Consider the following 17,703-nt stretch of genomic DNA (forward strand, 5'->3'; position numbering starts at 1 on the left):
CGCGTGACTGCGTGGACGGCACGTGTGATCGGACGGACGACACGCGTGATCAGATGGACGTCATGGCCGATCCTGCGGCCGCGATCGTCGCGTGCGATGCGGGGAGAGGCCCGCCCCTCGGTCCCGGCCGTTCGTGGGTTGCGACAGTGAGGCCCATCACGTAGCGTCCCGCCACGAACATGAAGTCGGTTCATGTTCGTGGCCGGGAGGTGCGACTCATGACGGTGAGCCGGAGGCGGATTCTGGCGGGCGCTGCGGCGTTGCCGGTCGCGGCGAGCGTGCTCGGCACGCGGAGCGCCGAAGCCGCGCCGCGGCAGGGTTTCCGTGTCGGCGTCGGCATCTCCGACGTCACCGGCCCGGCGGCCGAGAACGGCATGATGGGCTACTCGATGCCGCAGCAGCAGACCGCGGGCATCCACCTCCGCACCCGGGCGCGGGCCTTCGTGGTCGACGACGGCGCCAAGCGGATCGCCTTCGTCACCGCAGACCTCGGCGCGCTGTTCCAGTCCGTCCACCAAGGCGTGATGCGCAAGCTCCAGTCGGCGTACGGCGACCTGTACACCGAGCAGAACGTGCTGCTCAACGCCACGCACACCCATTCCGCGTGCGGCGGGGATTCCCATTACGCCGCTTACGATCTGGCGATCCTCGGCTTCCAGCAACAGGTGTACGACGCGCACGTCGACGGGATCTTCGAGGCGATCAGCCGGGCGCACGCGAACCTCGCGCCCGGATCGATCCGGCTCGGGCGCGCGGAGCTGACCAAGGCGAGCGTCAACCGCTCCCGCAAGGCCTTCGACCTGAACCCGAAGGCGGACAAGGACCACTTCCCGCAGGCGATCGACCCGGCCGTCACGGTGCTGCGGTTCAGCCAGAACGGCGTCGACGTCGGCGCGATCAGCTGGTTCGCCACGCACGGTACGTCGATGAGCAACGGCAACCACCTGATCAGCGGCGACAACAAGGGTTACGCCGCCTACGAATGGGAGCACGACCACGCCGGCGTGCGCTATCTCGACGGGGACCCGCGGTTCATCGCCGCGTTCCCGCAGACCAACACCGGCGACATGAGCCCGAACCTGAACCTCGAACCCGGCACGCCCGAAACCGAGTTCGAGAACACCCGCACCATCGGCGACCTCCAGTTCCGCGCGGCCAAGAGCGCTTTCGACGCGGCCGCCGAAGCCGTGACCGGGGGCGTCGACCACCGGATGTGCTACGTGGACATGTCCGACGTCGCCGTCGACGCGAAGTACACGCCGAACGGTCGGCCCCAGCGCACCTGCACGGCCGCGATCGGCGTGTCGATGCTGGCGGGAAGCCGCGAGGATGGCCCAGGCCTGCCGCTCCCCGAAGGCGTGAAGAACCCGTTCATCGACTGGCTCGGCGGCATCGACGCGCCGATCCCGCAGGCGCTCGCCGACGCGCACGCGCCGAAGGTGATCGCGGTGCCGTTCGGCGCGATGAAGCCGTATCCGTGGACGCCGGAGGTCCTGCCGCTGCAGATCGTCCGGATCGGACAGCTGCACCTCGTGGCCGTGCCCGCCGAGCTGACCATCGTCGCCGGGCTGCGCCTGCGCCGGACCGTCGCCGCCGAATTCGGTGTCCCGCTGGAGAACGTGCTCGTCCAGGGTTATGCGAACGCGTACAGCCAGTACGTCGCTACGCCCGAGGAGTACGACTCGCAGCAGTACGAAGGCGCGTCGACCCTGTACGGCCGCTACACCCTTCCGGCATACCAGCAGGAATTCGCCAAGCTCGCGGCCGCGATGAAGGCGGGGGCGACGGTCTCGCACGGGCCGACGCCGCGGGATCTGCGCGGCAAGCTGATCAACTTCCAGCCCGGGGTCGTGTTCGACAGCGCGCCCGCGTTCAAGGGCTTCGGCGACGTCCTGGTCGACGCGAAGAGCACCTACGCGCGCGGTGAACAGGTCGCGGTCGAGTTCGTCACCGGGCATCCGAAGAACGACCTGCGGCGCGGTGGCACGTTCCTGGAGATCCAGCGGCTGGTCGACGGCAAGTGGATCAGGCACGCCGACGACGGCGACTGGGACACGAAGTACCACTGGGCGCGGACCTTCGTCGCCGAATCGAAAGCCGTCGTCCACTGGAAGATCCCCGCGAACGCCCCGATCGGCAAATATCGCGTGGTCCACTTCGGCAACTGGAAGAACGGCTGGAACGGGGCGATCTCCGCGTTCAGCGGAACCTCGCGGACGTTCGTCGTCTCCTGACCCAGGAAGGAACCCACGTGCGGAAGCTCGCCGTAGTCGCCATCGCCGCCGCGATGTTCGCCGGAACCGCCGTACCCGCACAGGCCGCGGTCTCGGTGAAGGTCATGGCGTTCAACATCTGGCAGCTGCCCTGGATCGCCAGCCCGAACACTTCGGACAAACAGGCCAGGGCTCGCGCGGCGGAGGACGTCATCCGCGCGAACGACGCCGACGTCGTCGTCCTGGACGAGGCTTTCAGCGCCCAGGCGGAGGAATTGCGGAACCGGCTGAAGGACGTCTGGCCGCACCAGACCCCGCTCGTCGGCCAGTACTGCGGCACTTCGCCGGGCTGGACCACGGTGAACGGGAACTGCTCGAATTCCCCCGTCGTGGTCAATGGCGGGGTCACCGTGCTCAGCAAGGCGCCGGTGACCGAGCAACATCAGCTGGTCTTCCGCAATTCGTACTCCGGCACCGCGGATTACCTGTCCAACAAGGGCGCCGCGCTCGCCCGGCTGGTCGTCAACGGGAAGCCGCTCTGGATCGCGGGCACCCACATGCAGGCCGACGAGGGGCCGGAGACGCTGCCGAAGGCGCACGACATCCGGATGGCGCAGCTCGGCGAGATCCGGGATCTGGTCACGAAATACGCGCCCGCGCCCGAGGCGGACGTCGTCGCCGGCGACCTGAACATCGAGTACTGGGCCGGGCAGACGCGCAAGGATTCGCTCGGCCGGACGCAGGTCCAGCAGGGCGAAGCCTTCCTCGGCGGCATCCTGCGCACAACGGGCGAAGGCTCGTACACCTTCGACGCGGCCACGAACCCGAACGCGGCGAAGTCCGTTCCGGTGACCTACCGCGACTCGCTGGACTACGTCGGCGCCGTGCGCGCGGGCGGCCGTCCACTCGCCGCTGTCGGCCCGGTACAGCTCGTGCATTACGACGGTGGCACGATTCCCTCCGACCACTACCCGGTGGTGGCCAAGATCCAATACTGAGGCCTTCATCGGGAGAATCGCCTCGAGGAGGATCATGGCATCGCTGCCAGCACGGACGAGGTACCGCTACTCGCTCGGCTCGTTCGTCACCGGCGCTTTCGGCACCGTCCCCGGCCTGCTCCTCCTCAAGTACCTCACCGACACGATGGGCGTCGCGGCGGGCGTGGCCGGTCTGATCGTGTTCGTTCCCAAGGCGTGGGACGTGCTCTTCAACCCGATCGCGGGAAGGCTGTCGGACGCGGACATGGTCCGCACCGGCAGCCGGCGCCGGTTCCTGCTCTACGGCGGCATCGGCGTCTCGATTCTCTTCGCGGCCCTGTTCGCGCACCCGGGCCTCGGTGGCCCGGTACCCGACGCGATCTACGTGATCGTCGTGTTCCTGTTGTGCGCCACCGCGTACGCGTTCTTCCAGGTGCCGTTCAACGCACTGCCCGCCGAGCTGACGGACTCGGCCGAAGAGCGCACGAAGCTGACCAGCGTCCGGATCGGTTTCCTCGCGGTCGCCATCCTGGTCTCCGGCGGTGGCGCGCCCGCGATCACCGAGCTCATCGGCGGTGTCGCCGGTTACCGCGTCATGGGCCTGTTCATCGCCGTGGTCATCCTGCTCGCGACACTCGGCGTGTACTTCGGGCTGAAGGGCGCTCCGGTAGGCGCGCTGCGGCCCAACACGGTGAGCCCGCGTGAACTGCTCCGGACGCTCGCGCAGTGGCGGCCGTTCCGCTGGCTGCTCGGGGTGTACTTCATCCAGGCGCTCGGCATCGGCACGGTGCTGGCCGCGATCCCGTACTTCGCGGAGCGGATCCTCGGCAGCTCGGGCTATTCGACGGTCCTGTTCGTCGGTTTCGTCGGCCCGGCACTGCTCACGATGCCGCTGTGGCCCCGACTCGGGGCGAGCGTCGGGAAGCTGGCCGGGTTCCGGATCGCCACCGCCGCGTTCGGCATCGGCCTGCTCGGGCTCCTCGGCGCCGAGGTGTTCCCGTTCGCCGTCACGATGGTGTTCGTCGCCTTCTGCGGTGTCGGCTACGCGGGGATTTCGGTGTTCCCGCTGGCGATCCTGCCGGACCTGATCAGCGACGAGGAGGAGCGGACCGGCGAGACCAGGGCCGGGGTCGCGGCCGGCGTCTGGACGGCGTCGGAGACGTTGGGGCTCGCGCTCGGGCCGGGCCTGTGGGGACTCGTGCTGCAGTTCGGCGGATACCAGTCCAGCCTCGACGCCAAGGCCGCGCAGCCGGACAGCGCGCTCACGGCGATCCTCTTCGGCGCTTCGATCCTCCCTGCCGTGCTGATCGTGCTGGGTATCCCGTTGCTGCGCCGGTCGGTGTTGGAGCGCCGGTCGTGACCGCCGAGGACGTCCTGCAGGAGCTCCGGGAACTGCGTGCGGGCGACCTGCCGACGCACGGAGGCCGGACGCTCGCGTATGTCTACGACAGCGGTCTGTCCGAAGTGGACGAACTCGGTGCGGCGGCGCACGCGCTGGCCTCGTCGGCCAACGGGCTGGATCCGACCGCTTTCCCCAGCCTTCTGCGGATGGAGAACGACCTCGTCGGCGCCGCCGCACGTCTGCTGGGCGGCACGGCGGAGACGGTCGGTTCGGTGACCTCAGGCGGCACGGAGTCGTGCATGCTCGCGGTCCTGGCCGCCCGCGACGCGCGTCCGGACGTGGCTTCGCCGAGCATCGTGCTGCCCACGACCGCGCATGCCGCGTTCCACAAGGCGGCGCATTTCTTCGGTGTCCGCGTGGTTTCGGTGCCGGTCGCCCCGGTGACCTTCCGTGCCGTTCCCGAGGCGATGGCCGCCGCCGTCGACGACAGCACGGTCCTCGTCGTCGCGAGCGCTCCGTCGTACGCCCACGGCGTCCTGGATCCGATCCCGGAGATCGCCGCCCTGCTCGACGGCGTCCGGTTCCACGTCGACGCCTGCATCGGCGGCTGGGTGCTGCCGTACCTGGGGCTCGGCCCGTTCGGGTTCGACGTTCCCGGCGTCACCAGTGTCTCGGTGGATCTGCACAAATACGCCTACTGCCCGAAAGGCGTGTCGGTTCTCTTGCACACCAACGCCGACCTGCGCCGGCCGCAGTACTTCGCCAGCGCCGACTGGCCCGGCTACACGATGCTGAACACCACGCTGCAGAGCACGCGCTCCGGTGGTCCGCTCGCCGCGGCGTGGGCGGTCGTGCGCCACGTCGGCGACGAGGGTTACGCGAAGCTGGCTTCGGCGGCACGCGACGCGGCCGTGGAGATCCGCGCCGGGATCGAGACGCTCGATGGGTTGCGGGTCCTCGGTGATCCGGTGTCGACCCTGCTCGCGTTCACCGTGGCGGACGGCGCCGGGTTCGACCTGTTCACCGTCGCGGACGAGATGCGGGAGCGCGGCTGGTACGTCCAGCCGCAGTTCGCCCACGAGTCGTCGCCCGCGAATCTGCACCTGACCGTGACGGCCGCGAACCGGGGGAGCGAGAAGGACTTCTTGGCCGACCTTGGCGCCGCGGTCGTGGCCGCCCGTGAGGCCGGGCCGGTCGTCGTCGACCCGCGGGTGGCCGAGTTCGTCGCCGCGCTGGACCCCGCGACGTTGACGCCGGATCAGTTCGCCGGGCTGCTGGCGGCCGCGGGTCTCGGCGGCGACGCGGGTCTGCCCACCCGGATGGCGGACATCAACGCCTTGCTGGCCACCGCTCCCGGCCCGTTACGCGAGCGGCTGTTGCTGGAGTTCCTCGGCGCGCTGTACACGGCTTCCTGATCCGCCCTTGACGCAATCGCCCGGTTGCTATACAAAGTTATAGCAACCGATTGATTGCTACTTGAGGAGGCTGTCGTGGGATTCCCCGACCGGATCGAACGCACCGTCGAAATCGCCCATCCGCCCGCGAAGGTCTGGGCCGCGCTGACCACGGCCGAGGGGCTGGGCACCTGGTTCGGGAACCAGGCGAGCATCGACCTGCGCCCCGGTGGTGAGGCCGAGATGAAATGGGACGAGGGGCACAAGGCGGAAATGCGCGTCGAGCGCGTCGAAGAGCCGGAGATTTTCGGCTTCACCTGGAACATCTACGGTCTCCCCGACGACGACCCTCGCCGCACCTACGTCGAGTTCACCCTCGAACCGGCCGGTGCCGGTACCCGGCTCACCGTCGTCGAGTCCGGCTTTTCCCAGCTGCCGGAAGACGCTCACCGTGTCGCGTTCGAAGGGAACACGAAGGGGTGGGCGGCCGAACTGGGTGAACTGATCGAATACCTCGATGCCGTCTGACACCGAAGCGATCGCCGAACAGGTCTTCGTCGCACTGGCCGACCCGAGCAGGCGGAGCATTCTCGCCGTCCTCGCCTCGGGCGGCCCGGCCACGGCGACCGACCTCGCCGACCGGCTGCCGATCACGCGGCAGGCCATCGCCAAGCACCTCGCGCTGCTCACCGACGCCGGGCTGGTGATCCCGGAGCAGGGGGAGCGGCGCCGCGTCCGCTATCGGCTGCACTCGGCGCCGATGCAGGTCGCCCAGCAATTCCTCGCCGCGCTCGCCCGCGATTGGGACGGGCCGCTCGCGGCACTCAAAGACCATTTGGAGGGAACATCATGAGCTTTACGACGAGTTTCACCGTGGACCAGACGCCGCGACAGGTCTTCGACGCCTTCAACGACGTCCGCGGGTGGTGGTCGAAGGAGGTCGTGCACTCCGGCGACGAGTTCGAGTACCACTACGAGGAGCTCCACCGCTGCCGGATGCGGATCACCGAGTCCGTGCCGGGCCGCAAGGTGTCCTGGCTGGTCCTCGAGAACCACTTCGACTTCACCCGCGACAAGACCGAATGGGTCGGCACCACGATCACGTTCGAGATCGCCGAGAAGGACGGCAAGACCGAAGCGCGTTTCACCCACCACGGGCTGGTCCCGGAGTACGAATGCTTCGACGTCTGCCACAAGGCATGGACCTTCTACGTCGGCACCAGCCTGCGCGAGCTGATCACGACCGGCGAGGGGCAGCCGAACCGGCGAAGCGTCCTGCCCGCGGAGCTGGCGGGATGAACATCGTCTCGCCGGCGGAATGGGAAGAGGCGCGGCTTCGTCTGCTGGTGAAGGAAAAGGAGCTGACCCGCGCCCGTGACGCACTGGCGGCCGAGCGGCGGCGCATGCCGTGGGTCGCGATCCAGAAGCAGTACGAGTTCGACGGTCCGTCCGGGACGGCGAACCTGCTCGATCTCTTCGAAGGACGACGCCAGCTGATCGTCTACCGGGCCTTCTTCGATCCCGGGGTGGAGGGTTTTCCCGACCACGCCTGCAAAGGCTGCTCACTGATCGCCGACCAGGTCGCGCACGTCGCGCACCTGAACGCCCGCGACACCACCTTGGCCTTCGCCTCGCGGGGCACGCAACCGGACATCGCGCGGCTGAAGGCGCGGATGGGCTGGACGATGCCGTGGTACACGATCGCCGGCGACTTCGACGTCGACTTCGGGGTCGGCGAATGGCACGGCACCAACGCCTTCATCCGCGAAGGCGACCAGGTGTTCCGCACGTACTTCGTCGACGCCCGCGGCGACGAAGCGATGGGTGGCACGTGGAGCTACCTCGACATCACCGCGCTGGGGCGGCAGGAGGAGTGGGAGGACTCGCCGGAGGGCTATCCGCAGACGCCGCCTTACGAGTGGTGGAACTGGCACGACGCATACGAGGACTCCGCTTCGTCCGGCGGCGGGTGCTGCTCGGGGTCTTGACCCTGGGTTAGGGTCCGGCCGGTGGAGAGTCTGTTCCTGACCCGGGTGCTGGACGCGCTGCGTTCCGGGGGCGACGAGGTGCTGTTCAGCCAGGACGGCCTGGAGACGGGCTACGGGCACGCGCTCGACTTGGTACGCCGGATGTACGCGGGACTGCCGGAGCACGGGGTGGTCGCCATCGACGCCGGCAACCGGCCGGAAACCGTCCTCCTGCAGATCGCCGCGCAGCTGCGGGGTTCGACCGTGCTGCTCGTCGCGGCGTCGGCGAGTTCGCCGGATCGCCTCGCCGCGGTCGAGGCGGCCGGGGTCACGATCCTGGTGACCGAGCAGCCGTCGGACTGGCCCGCCGGCGACGCGCGGGTGACCACGCTCGACGAGCTGGTGGACCGCGAAGGTACCGATCCGGCGGAGCTGCCGGAGTCGGTCACCGCCATCTTTCCCACCGGAGGTACCACCGGGGCGCCGAAACTCATCCGGCACAGCGGGATCTACGACGGGATGGCCCATATCTTCGCGCCGGATCCGGCGGCGCCGGGACGCACGCTGCTGATCGCGCCGATGACGCATATGACCGGCAACGCCACCGTGCTCGGCGCGATCCTGCGGCGGGAAAGTGTCGTGCTGCTGCGGGGCTTCGACGCGGGCACGGTGCTGGACGCGATCGCGGAGCACCGGATCACCACGTTGTCCCTCACTCCCGCGCGCCTGGCCGCGGTGCTCGACCATCCGGCCATGACGTCGACCGACGTCAGCAGTGTGCGGCAGCTTTCGCTGGGTGCCGCCCCGCTTCCGCCGAGACGGCTGGCTCAGGCGCTCGAGGTGTTCGGGCCCGTCGTCGGACAGGGATACGGGCTCACCGAGGCGCCGATGATCGCGAGCATCTCCGCGGCGGAACTCGGCGGGCGGCCGGAGCGGCTCGAGTCCGTGGGCCGGATCGTGCCGGGCATGGAGGCCAGGATCGACGACGGTGAGGTCCTGGTGCGCGGACTGGCCATGATGGTCGGTTACCACGGGTCGGCGCCGATCGGGGACGGCTGGCTGCGGACCGGTGACCTCGGGCGGTTCGACGACGAGGGATACCTCTACCTGCTGGACCGGGCGAACGACGTCATCATCACCGGCGAGCACGGCACCAAGGTGTACTCGACCGTGGTCGAGAACGCGCTCGCGCGGCATCCGCTGATCCGGTCCGTGGCCGTGTTCGGTGTGCCGGGCGACGGAGGCGAGGGCGAGCGGGTCCACGCCGTGGTGGTGCCGGTCGCTTCAGGAGCGCTGTCGGCCGAAGAAGTCCGGGCAGAGGCCAGGGAGTTCTTCGGGCGGGAGCATTTCGTACCGTCCGATGTGGACTTCGCCGACACACTGCCACTGACGGCGATCGGCAAGGTCGACAAGCGGGCGCTCCGCGAGCCGTTCTGGGCCGGGCACCGCCGCCACATCGCCTGACCGTGATGAGCGCCTTGACCTCCAGTCAAGTGGAGGTCGCACGATGGGCCCATGAAACTGGGTGTGATCCTCCCGGCCGACGATCTCCGTGTCTCCGCCCGGCAGGCCGAGGACGCGGGCCTCGACAGTGTGTTCCTCGGCGATCACCTGATGACCGGACGTCCTTCGCTGGACAGCACGGTCGGGCTGGCGGTCGCCGCCGCGGTCACGACCCGGATCCGGATCGGGCTGAGCGTGTTCGTCCCGGCGATGCGGCCGTTGGCGTGGGCGGCCAAGCAGATCGCCTCGTTGCAGCAGGTGTCGGGCGAACGGCTCATCCTCGGCATCGGCTCGGGCGGGGGAGAGGCCCAGTTCGCGGCGGCCGGGGTGTCGTTCGCCGAACGCGGCCCGCGCACCGACCAGGCGCTCCGCCTGCTGCCGGGCCTGCTGGCGGGCAAAGAGGTGCGGATCGGCGACGCCGTCGTCGAACTGGCGCCGCCGGTGGCGGTCCCGCCGATCTGGGTCGGCAACCGGGGCAGGCTCGTGCTCCAGCGGGTCGCCGAACACGGCACCGGGTGGTTCCCCTCCCTCCTGTCGCCCGAAGCCGTCGCCGCCGGACGGCGACGGCTGATCGATCTCGGCGTCGCGGATCCGGTGATCGCGGTCGGCGCCACCGGCACGCTGGGCGGGGACGCCGACCTGCTGCCGGTGGAGGACCTGGCGAAAGGGATCGGAGACGCCTACGGGATGCCGCTCGACCAGGCGATCTCCCTGCCGCTGACCGGTTCCGCCGAGGCCGTCGCCGAACGGCTGTCGGCCTACGGTGAGGCAGGAGCGGCCCACGTCGTCGTCGGGCTGGCGGGCCCGCGCTGGGCAGACCAGGTGCGGACACTCGGTCGGGTGAGAGCGCTGCTGGGCCGGTAGCCCGGTGCTACGGTCCGCCTGATCAGGCATTTTCGATCAGGAAGGACCCGATCATGACCGCCGCCCACACCGAACACGCCGGCCATACGCACGCACACGGTGAAGGCTGCGGCCACGTCGCCGTACCGCACGGCGACCACGTCGACTACGTGCACGACGGTCACCTGCACCGCCCGCATGACGGGCATTTCGACGAGTGCGAGACCGGCGACCACATCCCGCACCAGGGTCACGACCACGCACACGGTGAGGGCTGCGGCCACGTCGCGGTGCCGCACGGCGACCATGTCGACTACCTGCACGACGGCCACCGGCACGCCGCGCACGGGGACCACTACGACGACCATTGAGCGTGCCGGTCGTGAGTGGTGAGTGGCGTTCCAACGTCACTCAGCACTCACGACCACCCTGACCCGCCACCTCAGTGGACGTGCACCGCTTCCCACTCCGGAAACGGATCCGCGCCGGCCGAACCGGTGCACAGGCAGGACCGGAGCGAGTCCAGCAGGGCGTCCTCCTCCAGCCCCACCCCGATGAACACGAGTTCCTGCCGCGGCGTCTCCTCGACACCCTGCGGCTCGAACCGGGCGACCGACCCGGCCTGCGACCACAATCCGGTCACCCCTGGCCGTGACGCCAGCGAGAAGAACCCCTTCGACCGCAGGACCGTCCCGAACTCCCCGGAATCGAGCCTGCCGACGAAGTCCCACAGCCGTTCCGGATCGAACGCCCGCCCGGCACGGAAGACCACGCTCGAGATCCCGTACTCCTCCGTCTCCGGAACGTGATCGCCGTTGAGTTCGGCCACCCAGCCGGGCGCTTCCTGCGCCCGCTCGACGTCGTAGCGCCCGGTGCCGAGCAGCCGGTCGAGAGGGACCCGGCCGTGTGTCGAGACGACGACCTCGGCGGCCGGGTTGAGCCGCCGCAGCACCGCCGTCAGCCGGTCGAGGGAGCCGGCCGGGACCAGATCCGCCTTGTTCAGCAGGAGGACGTCCGCGAATTCGATCTGGTCCATCAACAGGTCGCTGACCGTCCGCTCGTCCCCGTCGTACTGGTCCAGCCCGCGTTCGGTCAGCGCGTCCCCCGCCGCGAGTTCCTGCTCGAAGTTCACCGCGTCGACCACGGTCACCATCGTGTCGAGCCGCGCGGAGTCCAGCAGGGTGGCGCCGTCCTCACGCGCGAACGAGAACGTCGCCGCCACCGGCATCGGCTCGGAGATCCCGCTCGATTCGATGAGCAGGTAGTCGAACCGGCCGTCCTCGCAGAGCCGCGAGACCTCTTCCAGCAGGTCGTCGCGCAAGGTGCAGCAGATGCAGCCGTTGGTCATCTCGACGAGCCGTTCCTCGGTGCGGGACAGGCTGTTCCCGTCCCGCACCAGCGCGGCGTCGATGTTGACCTCGCTCATGTCGTTCACGATCACCGCCACCCGCAGCCCGTCGCGGTTGGCGAGGACGTGGTTGAGCACGGTCGTCTTGCCCGCGCCGAGGAAGCCGGACAGCACCGTGACCGGCGTCGTCATTCCCCACCCTGATGGAAATGCTTCATCAGCTTGCGCGGTACGAGTTTCGTCTCGCCGTTCACCTTGATCGGCACCAGATCGGGCACGGCCGCCTTCCACTGCGAACGCCGGGACCGGGTGTTGCTGCGCGACATCTTCCGCTTCGGGACTGCCATTACTTCGACCCTCCGCGCCGTCCGTAGCGGCGGTGGAACTTCTCCACCTGGCCCGCGGTGTCCATGATCCGCTGGTTGCCGGTCCAGAACGGATGCGACCACGAGCTGATCTCGACGTTCACCACCGGATAGGTGTTGCCGTCGCTCCACTCGATGGTCTGCTCCGAGGTGGCGGTGGACCGCGTCAGGAAGGCGTCCCCGGTGGAGAGGTCCTTGAACACCACAGGGTGGTAGTCGGGGTGGATTCCCGGTTTCACTGCGTTTCGTCCTTTCGGTTCGACACGTTCACGTCGTGCTTCTCAGGGTCGGTTTCCGTGTCCTCACACGGTTCTTCGTGCCACTCGCCGAACGGATCGGGGTAGCTGAGCCATTCCTGCTCCCCGGCGGCGAGCTCCTCTTCGGTCAGCAACGCCCCGTTCAGGGCGGACTCGATCTCCTCGGGGGTGGCCTGATCGGTGACGACGACCAGTTCCTGCGCGCGGTCGCCGAACAGCGGGTCCCAGCGCAGGGAGGCGAGGGTGCGCCGCTCGGGGGAGACGTCCGCCCAGTCCGGTCCGCCGGGGGCGGCGAGCCACGCCCCGGCGTGCCCGACACCGAGACCGCCGCCCGCGGACTCGATCCACAGCGCCATGTCCGGCTGGCTCGCCACCCAGAGCCGTCCCCGGGTGCGGACGACGCCGTCGAGCAGGACGTCGATCGCGTCGTGGAGGCGCTCCGGGTGGAACGGGCGCTGCGAGGTGAAGGTGAGCAGCCCGATGCCGCAGTCGGTGTGCAACGGCGGCTCGCCGCGCAGCAGAGGTCCGTGCATGTCGGTGACCTCGCCGCGCCGGGCGTCGGAGGGGACGGCGTCGAGCACGGTCTTGCCGTCCACAGTGGACAGCTCGACGCGTGGGATCGACGGCGCGACCCGGTCGAGCACGGCCGAGGCCTTCGCCGCGGACCAGGCGTCCGTCGCCGCTCCGGCGAGGACCAGGAGGTCGGCGAACTCGACCTGGGAGAGCGCGACCTGGGCGACGGTGCGCTCGTCCTCGGGGCTGGCCCGCAGGTTCCGTTCGGCCAGCGTGTCGTCGCCGGTGCTGTCGGCCAGCCAGCCCGTGCAGTCGACGACGGTCAGCACGGCCCGGAGATCGACGTCCTCGATCACCGGCCGTTCGCCGACCAGGACGTTGTGCAGCGCCCAGCTGACCGGCTCGGGTTCCATGGCCTCGTCGAGCCGCACCACGATCCGCCGCACCTGCGGCATCCGGGAGAGCTTGCGCAGCAGTGGCAGCAGGTCTTCGCGCAACGTGCACGAGACGCAGCCGTGCGCGAGTTCGAGGACGGTCAGCTGGTCGCGGTCACCGAGCCGGATCCGCCGCTTGACCACGCCGGAGTGAATCTGCCTGAGGTCGTGGTGCACGACGGCGGTGCCGGGTTCGGCGAGGCGCAGCCGCTCGGCGAGGTCGGCGTTCGGTCCCGGTGCGAGGCCACTGATCAGGACGAGGGGCACGCGGGGGTTGTCGGTCACTGAAGCTCCGGGGCGTCGAGGGCGTTCTGGTTCGGCTGTGTAGAGTAAATGAAAACGACAACCGATATCAACTGGGGAGGGTATATGTCCGCCGTGTGCCAGGTCACCGGCCGCAAACCGGGTTACGGGAAGCAGGTGTCGCATTCGCATCGGCGCACGTCCCGGCGCTGGGAGCCGAACCTGCAGGCCAAGCGGTACTTCGTGCCGAGCGAAGGACGCTGGGTCCGGCTACGGGTCTCGGTGAAGGGCATGAAGACCATCGACAAGCGGGGGATCGAGGCCGTCGTCGCCGGGCTCCGCGCGAAAGGGGTGAAGCTCTGATGGCCAAGAGCACCGACATCCGGCCGATCATCAAGCTCCGCTCGACCGCCGGCACCGGCTACACCTACGTCACCAAGAAGAACCGCCGGAACGACCCGGACCGCATGGTGCTGCGCAAATACGACCCGGTCGCGCGCAAGCACGTCGAGTTCAAGGAGGAGCGCTGATGGCCAAGAAGTCGAAGATCGCCAAGAACGACCAGCGCAAGGTGATCGCCGCGCGCTACGTCGAACGCCGTCGCGAGCTGAAGGCCACCATCGCCTCGCCCTCCGCGTCGCCCGAGGAGAAGGCGGCGGCCGTGTCGGCCCTGCAGGCGATGCCGCGCGACGCCAGCGCGACCCGGATCCGCAATCGTGACACCGCCGACGGCCGCCCGCGCGGCTACCTGCGGAAATTCGGGCTCTCGCGGGTCCGGATGCGGCAGATGGCGCACAACGGCGAACTGCCCGGCGTCACGAAGTCGAGCTGGTGAGCGCGATGGGCAAGCCGAACCGCGACCGTCCCTTCAAACGCAAGACGAACCTGTTGCGCGCCAACAAGATCACCGAGGTCGACTGGAAGGACGTCGATCTGCTGCGGAAGTTCATCTCCGACCGCGGCAAGATCCGCGCCCGGCGCGTCACCGGGCTGACCCCGCAGCAGCAGAAGCAGGTCGCCACGGCGATCAAGAACGCCCGCGAGATGGCGTTGCTGCCCTACCCCAACGCGGGGCGCTGACACCGCCGGTCCGGGCGGTGCGACACACCGCCCGGACCGCGACCGCTGTGGGAGAATCGGGCCCATGACGGAGAACCCCGGACAGGCCGAGGAATTCGATCCCGAACTGCTGGAGCTGTGGGCGAAGGTCTTCGGCTTCGCCCGTTCGGGCGCGGCCGCGGAGCTCGCCGCGTACGTCGACGCGGGCGTTTCGGCGAACCTGACCAACGACCGGGGCGACACACTGGTCATGCTCGCCGCCTACCACGGTCACGCGGACACCGTCGCGGCCCTGATCGAACGCGGCGCCGATCCGAACCGCGAGAACGACCGCGGCCAGAGCCCGCTGGCCGGCGCGGTCTTCAAGAACGAACCCGAGGTCGTGAAGGCCCTCCTCAAGGGGGGCGCGGACGCGACGGCGGGGGAGCCGTCGGCGATCGACGCGGCCAGGATGTTCGGCAACGCCGAGCTGCTCGAGCTGCTCCAGGGCTGAGGCGGTCCTCACTCGGATCGCGGTCCGGGCCACTGAATCCTTACACTGCCCCGCATGGATGACCCGCATTACCTCTCCGGCCTCGACCTGGCCGGCCGTCGTGTCGTGATGATCGGTGGCGGGACGGTCGCCCAGCGCCGTCTGCCGCGGTTGATCGGCGCCGGCGCGCGGGTCGAACTGGTCTCACCGCACACCACGCCGTCGGTGAGCGCCATGGCCGACGCCGGGGAGATCGTCTGGCATGAGCGCCGCTACACCGACGGAGACCTCGCCGACGCCTGGTACGCGCTGGCGTGCACGAACGACCCCGAGGTCAACGCCGCCGTCTGCGCCGAGGCCGAACGCGCGCGGGTGTTCTGCGTCCGCGCCGACGACGGAGACCTCGGCAGCGCGGTCACCCCGGCTTCCGGCAGGCACGGCGGCCTGCTGGTCGGCGTTCTTTCCGGTGGTGAGCCGCTGCGGTCGGCCACCGTGCGGGACAGCGTCCTCGACGGCCTCCGCGCCGGCACCGTCGCCGACGGCCGCGTGCCGGACGCCCACGACGAGCTGCCCGGCGTCGCCCTCGTGGGCGGTGGCCCCGGCGACCCGGAACTGATCACCGTCCGCGGCCGCCGTCTCCTCGCCAGGGCCGACGTCGTCGTCGCCGACAGGCTGGCGCCGCGCGAACTGCTCGACGAACTCGCGCCCCACGTCGAGATCGTCGACGCCGCGAAGATCCCGTACGGCCGCGCCGCCAGCCAGGACGTGATCAACTCCACGCTGATCGACCGGGCCAAGGCCGGCAAGTTCGTCGTGCGGCTCAAGGGCGGCGACCCGTACCTCTTCGGCCGCGGCTTCGAAGAGGTCCTCGCCTGCGCCGAAGCGGGTATCCCGGTGACGATGGTCCCCGGCATCACCAGCGCGTTCTCCGTTCCCGCCGCGGCGGACGTCCCGGTGACCCACCGCGGTGTCGCGCACGAGGTCGTGGTGGTGTCCGGCCACGTCGCACCGGACGACGAGAAGTCGCTGGTGGACTGGGATCTGCTGGCGAAGATGCGCGGCACGATCGTGCTGATGATGGGCGTCGAGCGGCTCCCGCAGTTCGCGAAGGCGCTCCAGGCGGGGCGGCCGGGCGACACGCCGGTGGCGATCGTCGAGGACGGCACCATGCGCACGCAGCGGGTAATTCGCTCCACTTTGGACAAGGTGGTCGACGACGCCGCCACGGCCGGGGTGCGGCCACCCGCGGTGATCGTGTTCGGCCCGGTGGCGGGGCTGGCTCAACCCTCGTAATCATCCTTCGAGACGTAGAACCAGTCGGTCCCGTCGTCGCCGGACGAGTCGAGGTGCGCGGCCCGGACCAGGCCCGCCCGCAGCGCCACCCGCCGCGACGCGACGTTGTCCGGCCGGACACGGGCGATCACGAGGTCGTCCGGCCGGTGGACGCGGGCCCAGTCCACCGCCGCGGCGGCGGCCTCACTGGCGTATCCGGCACCCCAGGAGAAAGGGAAGAACCGGTAGAAGAGGTTCAGGACCGCCTGGTGCCTGAAGCCGACGATCTTCACCCCGCAGAACCCCAGCACCTCCGGTGACCCGTGCGACCGGACCGTCCAGTACCCGAAGCCGTACCGGTTCCACTGGTGCGACCAGCGGAGTAGCAGCAGTTCCGCGTCTTTATGCGTCTCCAGCATGTCCGAGGGGTTGTGCGCGCAGGCCTCCGGATCGGTGTGGAGGGCGAAGATCGCGTCCAGGTCTCCGGGGCCGGGACGGCTCAGGAGCAGGCGTGCGGTCCGCAACTCCTCCACACCCGTGTCCCGGGTCGGCGCCGGATCAGCGGTCATGGCAGCGCGCCGAGAAGTCGGCGATGGCCTCGGTCAGGCGGGTCGGGTCGAAGCGCAGTTCGACCGGGCTGCGGGCCTGGACGAACTCGGCCGCCGGCATGTCCGCGGCCAGCGTGTCGGCGTCGCCGAACGGGTGGATCGGATCGCGCTCGTGCCCGATGACCAGGGCCGGGGTCTCGATCTTCCGCCGGATCGACTTGGGCGGCGCGATCCGGCCGAACAACACGCCGTGCAGGAGCGCGGCCATCGGCGCGGGCTCCTGGGACAGCGTGTCGGTGACGACGTCGACCCACTGGTTGCCGTGCGGCACGAGTTTCGCCGCCAGCGCCACCCCCTGCACCGTCACCGGCAGGAACCGGGCCGCCATGAGCAGCGGCGCGAACGTGATCAGCCCCGCGACGATCGCGTTGTCCAGCACGGGCATCTCGACGACCAGCCCCAGCGCGCGGTCCGGCGCGGCGACGCCCACTTCGAGCGCGACGTTGGCGCCCAGCGACGTACCGCCGATGACGGCGGCGTCGATCTCCAGATGGTCGAGCAGCGCGACGGTCTGCTCCGCGAACGCGGGCATCGAGTACAGCCACGAGTCGGTGGGCCGGTCCGAGTCCCCGTGACCGAGCAGGTCGAGCGTCACCGCCCGGAACCCGGCTCGCGCCAGCTTACGGGCGAGCGGGGCGTGCATCCGCCTGGTCAGCATGATGCCGTGGGTGAGCACGACGACCCGGTCACCGGAGCCGAACTCGGTGTAGGCGAGCCGGTGACCCTCATGGGTGAAGGATCCCGACAGTTCGATCGGCCGGGAGGAGCGTTCGCGTCCGCGCGCGGTGCTGGGCGCGGGCAGGTCGGCGACCGCGGTGGCGCTGCTGGCCGGGCTCATGTCCCACCGTCCTTCGTCGATCGTCGGTACTCACCGGTAGTACCAGGAAAGCATC

Annotated in this window: 23 protein-coding genes; 17 read left to right on the top strand and 6 right to left on the bottom strand. The window is 69.6% G+C overall.

Annotation, left to right across the window (positions count from 1 at the left end):
- The first annotated feature begins 218 nt into the window (after window positions 1–218).
- From DL990_RS30605 to DL990_RS30655, 11 genes are all read left to right on the top strand, one after another.
- Window positions 219–2,234: a neutral/alkaline ceramidase gene (locus tag DL990_RS30605; RefSeq protein WP_125800745.1), complete on the top strand. Its 2,016-nt coding sequence runs from the start codon at window positions 219–221 to the stop codon at window positions 2,232–2,234.
- A 17-nt stretch (window positions 2,235–2,251) separates the two neighbouring features.
- Window positions 2,252–3,211 carry a sphingomyelin phosphodiesterase gene (locus DL990_RS30610; RefSeq protein ID WP_125800746.1) on the top strand — a complete coding sequence of 320 codons (960 nt, stop codon included), beginning with the start codon at window positions 2,252–2,254 and terminating at the stop codon, window positions 3,209–3,211.
- 34 nt (window positions 3,212–3,245) lie between these two features.
- A complete protein-coding gene (locus tag DL990_RS30615) occupies window positions 3,246–4,550 on the top strand; it encodes an MFS transporter (RefSeq protein WP_125784205.1) in 1,305 nt (434 codons plus the stop codon).
- The gene (locus DL990_RS30620) at window positions 4,547–5,947 is read left to right on the top strand and encodes an aminotransferase class V-fold PLP-dependent enzyme (protein ID WP_125800747.1); all 1,401 of its coding nucleotides are present in this window, start codon (window positions 4,547–4,549) and stop codon (window positions 5,945–5,947) included. Before DL990_RS30615 ends, DL990_RS30620 begins: the two co-directional genes overlap by 4 nt.
- A 75-nt stretch (window positions 5,948–6,022) precedes the next feature.
- Window positions 6,023–6,454: an SRPBCC domain-containing protein gene (locus DL990_RS30625; protein ID WP_125784201.1), complete on the top strand. Its 432-nt coding sequence runs from the start codon at window positions 6,023–6,025 to the stop codon at window positions 6,452–6,454.
- Window positions 6,444–6,779, top strand: a complete 336-nt coding sequence (locus tag DL990_RS30630; RefSeq protein WP_125784199.1) for a helix-turn-helix transcriptional regulator — start codon at window positions 6,444–6,446, stop codon at window positions 6,777–6,779. The genes DL990_RS30625 and DL990_RS30630 overlap by 11 nt, the downstream gene beginning before the upstream one ends.
- Window positions 6,776–7,225, top strand: coding sequence for an SRPBCC domain-containing protein (locus tag DL990_RS30635; RefSeq protein WP_125800748.1), 450 nt, complete (start codon window positions 6,776–6,778; stop codon window positions 7,223–7,225). Before DL990_RS30630 ends, DL990_RS30635 begins: the two co-directional genes overlap by 4 nt.
- Window positions 7,222–7,914 (top strand): DUF899 domain-containing protein, encoded by a 693-nt coding sequence (locus DL990_RS30640; RefSeq protein WP_125800749.1) that lies wholly within the window; start codon window positions 7,222–7,224, stop codon window positions 7,912–7,914. The genes DL990_RS30635 and DL990_RS30640 overlap by 4 nt, the downstream gene beginning before the upstream one ends.
- Window positions 7,915–7,935: 21 nt before the next feature.
- Window positions 7,936–9,357, top strand: coding sequence for a class I adenylate-forming enzyme family protein (locus DL990_RS30645; protein ID WP_125800750.1), 1,422 nt, complete (start codon window positions 7,936–7,938; stop codon window positions 9,355–9,357).
- Window positions 9,358–9,408: 51 nt separating this feature from the next.
- Entirely contained in the window at window positions 9,409–10,260 is an 852-nt protein-coding gene (locus tag DL990_RS30650) for an LLM class flavin-dependent oxidoreductase (protein ID WP_125800751.1), read from the top strand.
- A gap of 53 nt (window positions 10,261–10,313) precedes the next feature.
- Window positions 10,314–10,610, top strand: a complete 297-nt coding sequence (locus tag DL990_RS30655) for a hypothetical protein (protein ID WP_125784189.1) — start codon at window positions 10,314–10,316, stop codon at window positions 10,608–10,610.
- 71 nt (window positions 10,611–10,681) lie between these two features.
- On the opposite strand, the gene DL990_RS30660 is transcribed toward DL990_RS30655, so the two are convergent.
- From DL990_RS30660 to mrf, 4 genes are read right to left on the bottom strand one after another with little or no spacing between them, the layout of a single operon-like run.
- Window positions 10,682–11,779, bottom strand: coding sequence for a GTP-binding protein (locus DL990_RS30660; protein WP_125800752.1), 1,098 nt, complete (start codon window positions 11,777–11,779; stop codon window positions 10,682–10,684).
- A complete protein-coding gene (rpmF, locus tag DL990_RS30665) occupies window positions 11,776–11,934 on the bottom strand; it encodes a 50S ribosomal protein L32 (protein WP_005149940.1) in 159 nt (52 codons plus the stop codon). Before rpmF ends, DL990_RS30660 begins: the two co-directional genes overlap by 4 nt.
- Window positions 11,934–12,191, bottom strand: coding sequence for a type B 50S ribosomal protein L31 (locus tag DL990_RS30670; RefSeq protein ID WP_125784185.1), 258 nt, complete (start codon window positions 12,189–12,191; stop codon window positions 11,934–11,936). Before DL990_RS30670 ends, rpmF begins: the two co-directional genes overlap by 1 nt.
- Entirely contained in the window at window positions 12,188–13,441 is a 1,254-nt protein-coding gene (mrf, locus tag DL990_RS30675) for a ribosome hibernation factor-recruiting GTPase MRF (protein WP_125800753.1), read from the bottom strand. Before mrf ends, DL990_RS30670 begins: the two co-directional genes overlap by 4 nt.
- 84 nt (window positions 13,442–13,525) lie before the next feature.
- Here mrf and rpmB point away from each other — a divergent pair, with 84 nt between their 5' ends.
- From rpmB to cobA, 6 genes are all read left to right on the top strand, one after another.
- Window positions 13,526–13,762: a 50S ribosomal protein L28 gene (rpmB, locus tag DL990_RS30680; protein WP_020635051.1), complete on the top strand. Its 237-nt coding sequence runs from the start codon at window positions 13,526–13,528 to the stop codon at window positions 13,760–13,762.
- Window positions 13,762–13,929 (top strand): 50S ribosomal protein L33, encoded by a 168-nt coding sequence (gene rpmG, locus DL990_RS30685; protein WP_005149953.1) that lies wholly within the window; start codon window positions 13,762–13,764, stop codon window positions 13,927–13,929. Before rpmB ends, rpmG begins: the two co-directional genes overlap by 1 nt.
- Entirely contained in the window at window positions 13,929–14,234 is a 306-nt protein-coding gene (rpsN, locus tag DL990_RS30690; RefSeq protein WP_125784181.1) for a 30S ribosomal protein S14, read from the top strand. Before rpmG ends, rpsN begins: the two co-directional genes overlap by 1 nt.
- Entirely contained in the window at window positions 14,231–14,479 is a 249-nt protein-coding gene (gene rpsR / locus DL990_RS30695; protein WP_125784179.1) for a 30S ribosomal protein S18, read from the top strand. The genes rpsN and rpsR overlap by 4 nt, the downstream gene beginning before the upstream one ends.
- Window positions 14,480–14,543: 64 nt before the next feature.
- Complete coding sequence (locus tag DL990_RS30700) at window positions 14,544–14,951, top strand: ankyrin repeat domain-containing protein (RefSeq protein ID WP_125784177.1); 408 nt, start codon at window positions 14,544–14,546, stop codon at window positions 14,949–14,951.
- 54 nt (window positions 14,952–15,005) lie between these two features.
- Complete coding sequence (gene cobA / locus DL990_RS30705) at window positions 15,006–16,223, top strand: uroporphyrinogen-III C-methyltransferase (protein ID WP_125784175.1); 1,218 nt, start codon at window positions 15,006–15,008, stop codon at window positions 16,221–16,223.
- On the opposite strand, the gene DL990_RS30710 is transcribed toward cobA, so the two are convergent.
- Window positions 16,211–16,771, bottom strand: coding sequence for a GNAT family N-acetyltransferase (locus DL990_RS30710; RefSeq protein ID WP_125800754.1), 561 nt, complete (start codon window positions 16,769–16,771; stop codon window positions 16,211–16,213). The genes cobA and DL990_RS30710 overlap by 13 nt on opposite strands.
- Window positions 16,761–17,648, bottom strand: coding sequence for an alpha/beta fold hydrolase (locus tag DL990_RS30715; protein WP_199746668.1), 888 nt, complete (start codon window positions 17,646–17,648; stop codon window positions 16,761–16,763). The genes DL990_RS30710 and DL990_RS30715 overlap by 11 nt, the downstream gene beginning before the upstream one ends.
- Between the last annotated feature and the right edge of the window lie 55 nt (window positions 17,649–17,703).

This window comes from Amycolatopsis sp. WAC 01416 (assembly GCF_003947485.1).
Lineage (GTDB): Bacteria > Actinomycetota > Actinomycetes > Mycobacteriales > Pseudonocardiaceae > Amycolatopsis.

What these genes read in the sequence shown, in the direction of transcription:
- DL990_RS30710 (WP_125800754.1), bottom strand. Translation starts at nt 16,771, where the DNA reads ATGACCGCTGATCCGGCGCCGACCCGGGACACGGGTGTGGAGGAGTTG.
- rpmB (WP_020635051.1), top strand. Translation starts at nt 13,526, where the DNA reads ATGTCCGCCGTGTGCCAGGTCACCGGCCGCAAACCGGGTTACGGGAAG.
- DL990_RS30630 (WP_125784199.1), top strand. Translation starts at nt 6,444, where the DNA reads ATGCCGTCTGACACCGAAGCGATCGCCGAACAGGTCTTCGTCGCACTG.
- rpsN (WP_125784181.1), top strand. Translation starts at nt 13,929, where the DNA reads ATGGCCAAGAAGTCGAAGATCGCCAAGAACGACCAGCGCAAGGTGATC.
- DL990_RS30640 (WP_125800749.1), top strand. Translation starts at nt 7,222, where the DNA reads ATGAACATCGTCTCGCCGGCGGAATGGGAAGAGGCGCGGCTTCGTCTG.
- rpmG (WP_005149953.1), top strand. Translation starts at nt 13,762, where the DNA reads ATGGCCAAGAGCACCGACATCCGGCCGATCATCAAGCTCCGCTCGACC.
- DL990_RS30615 (WP_125784205.1), top strand. Translation starts at nt 3,246, where the DNA reads ATGGCATCGCTGCCAGCACGGACGAGGTACCGCTACTCGCTCGGCTCG.
- DL990_RS30660 (WP_125800752.1), bottom strand. Translation starts at nt 11,779, where the DNA reads ATGACGACGCCGGTCACGGTGCTGTCCGGCTTCCTCGGCGCGGGCAAG.
- DL990_RS30715 (WP_199746668.1), bottom strand. Translation starts at nt 17,648, where the DNA reads ATGAGCCCGGCCAGCAGCGCCACCGCGGTCGCCGACCTGCCCGCGCCC.
- rpmF (WP_005149940.1), bottom strand. Translation starts at nt 11,934, where the DNA reads ATGGCAGTCCCGAAGCGGAAGATGTCGCGCAGCAACACCCGGTCCCGG.
- DL990_RS30635 (WP_125800748.1), top strand. Translation starts at nt 6,776, where the DNA reads ATGAGCTTTACGACGAGTTTCACCGTGGACCAGACGCCGCGACAGGTC.
- DL990_RS30655 (WP_125784189.1), top strand. Translation starts at nt 10,314, where the DNA reads ATGACCGCCGCCCACACCGAACACGCCGGCCATACGCACGCACACGGT.
- DL990_RS30650 (WP_125800751.1), top strand. Translation starts at nt 9,409, where the DNA reads ATGAAACTGGGTGTGATCCTCCCGGCCGACGATCTCCGTGTCTCCGCC.
- DL990_RS30605 (WP_125800745.1), top strand. Translation starts at nt 219, where the DNA reads ATGACGGTGAGCCGGAGGCGGATTCTGGCGGGCGCTGCGGCGTTGCCG.
- cobA (WP_125784175.1), top strand. Translation starts at nt 15,006, where the DNA reads ATGGATGACCCGCATTACCTCTCCGGCCTCGACCTGGCCGGCCGTCGT.
- DL990_RS30700 (WP_125784177.1), top strand. Translation starts at nt 14,544, where the DNA reads ATGACGGAGAACCCCGGACAGGCCGAGGAATTCGATCCCGAACTGCTG.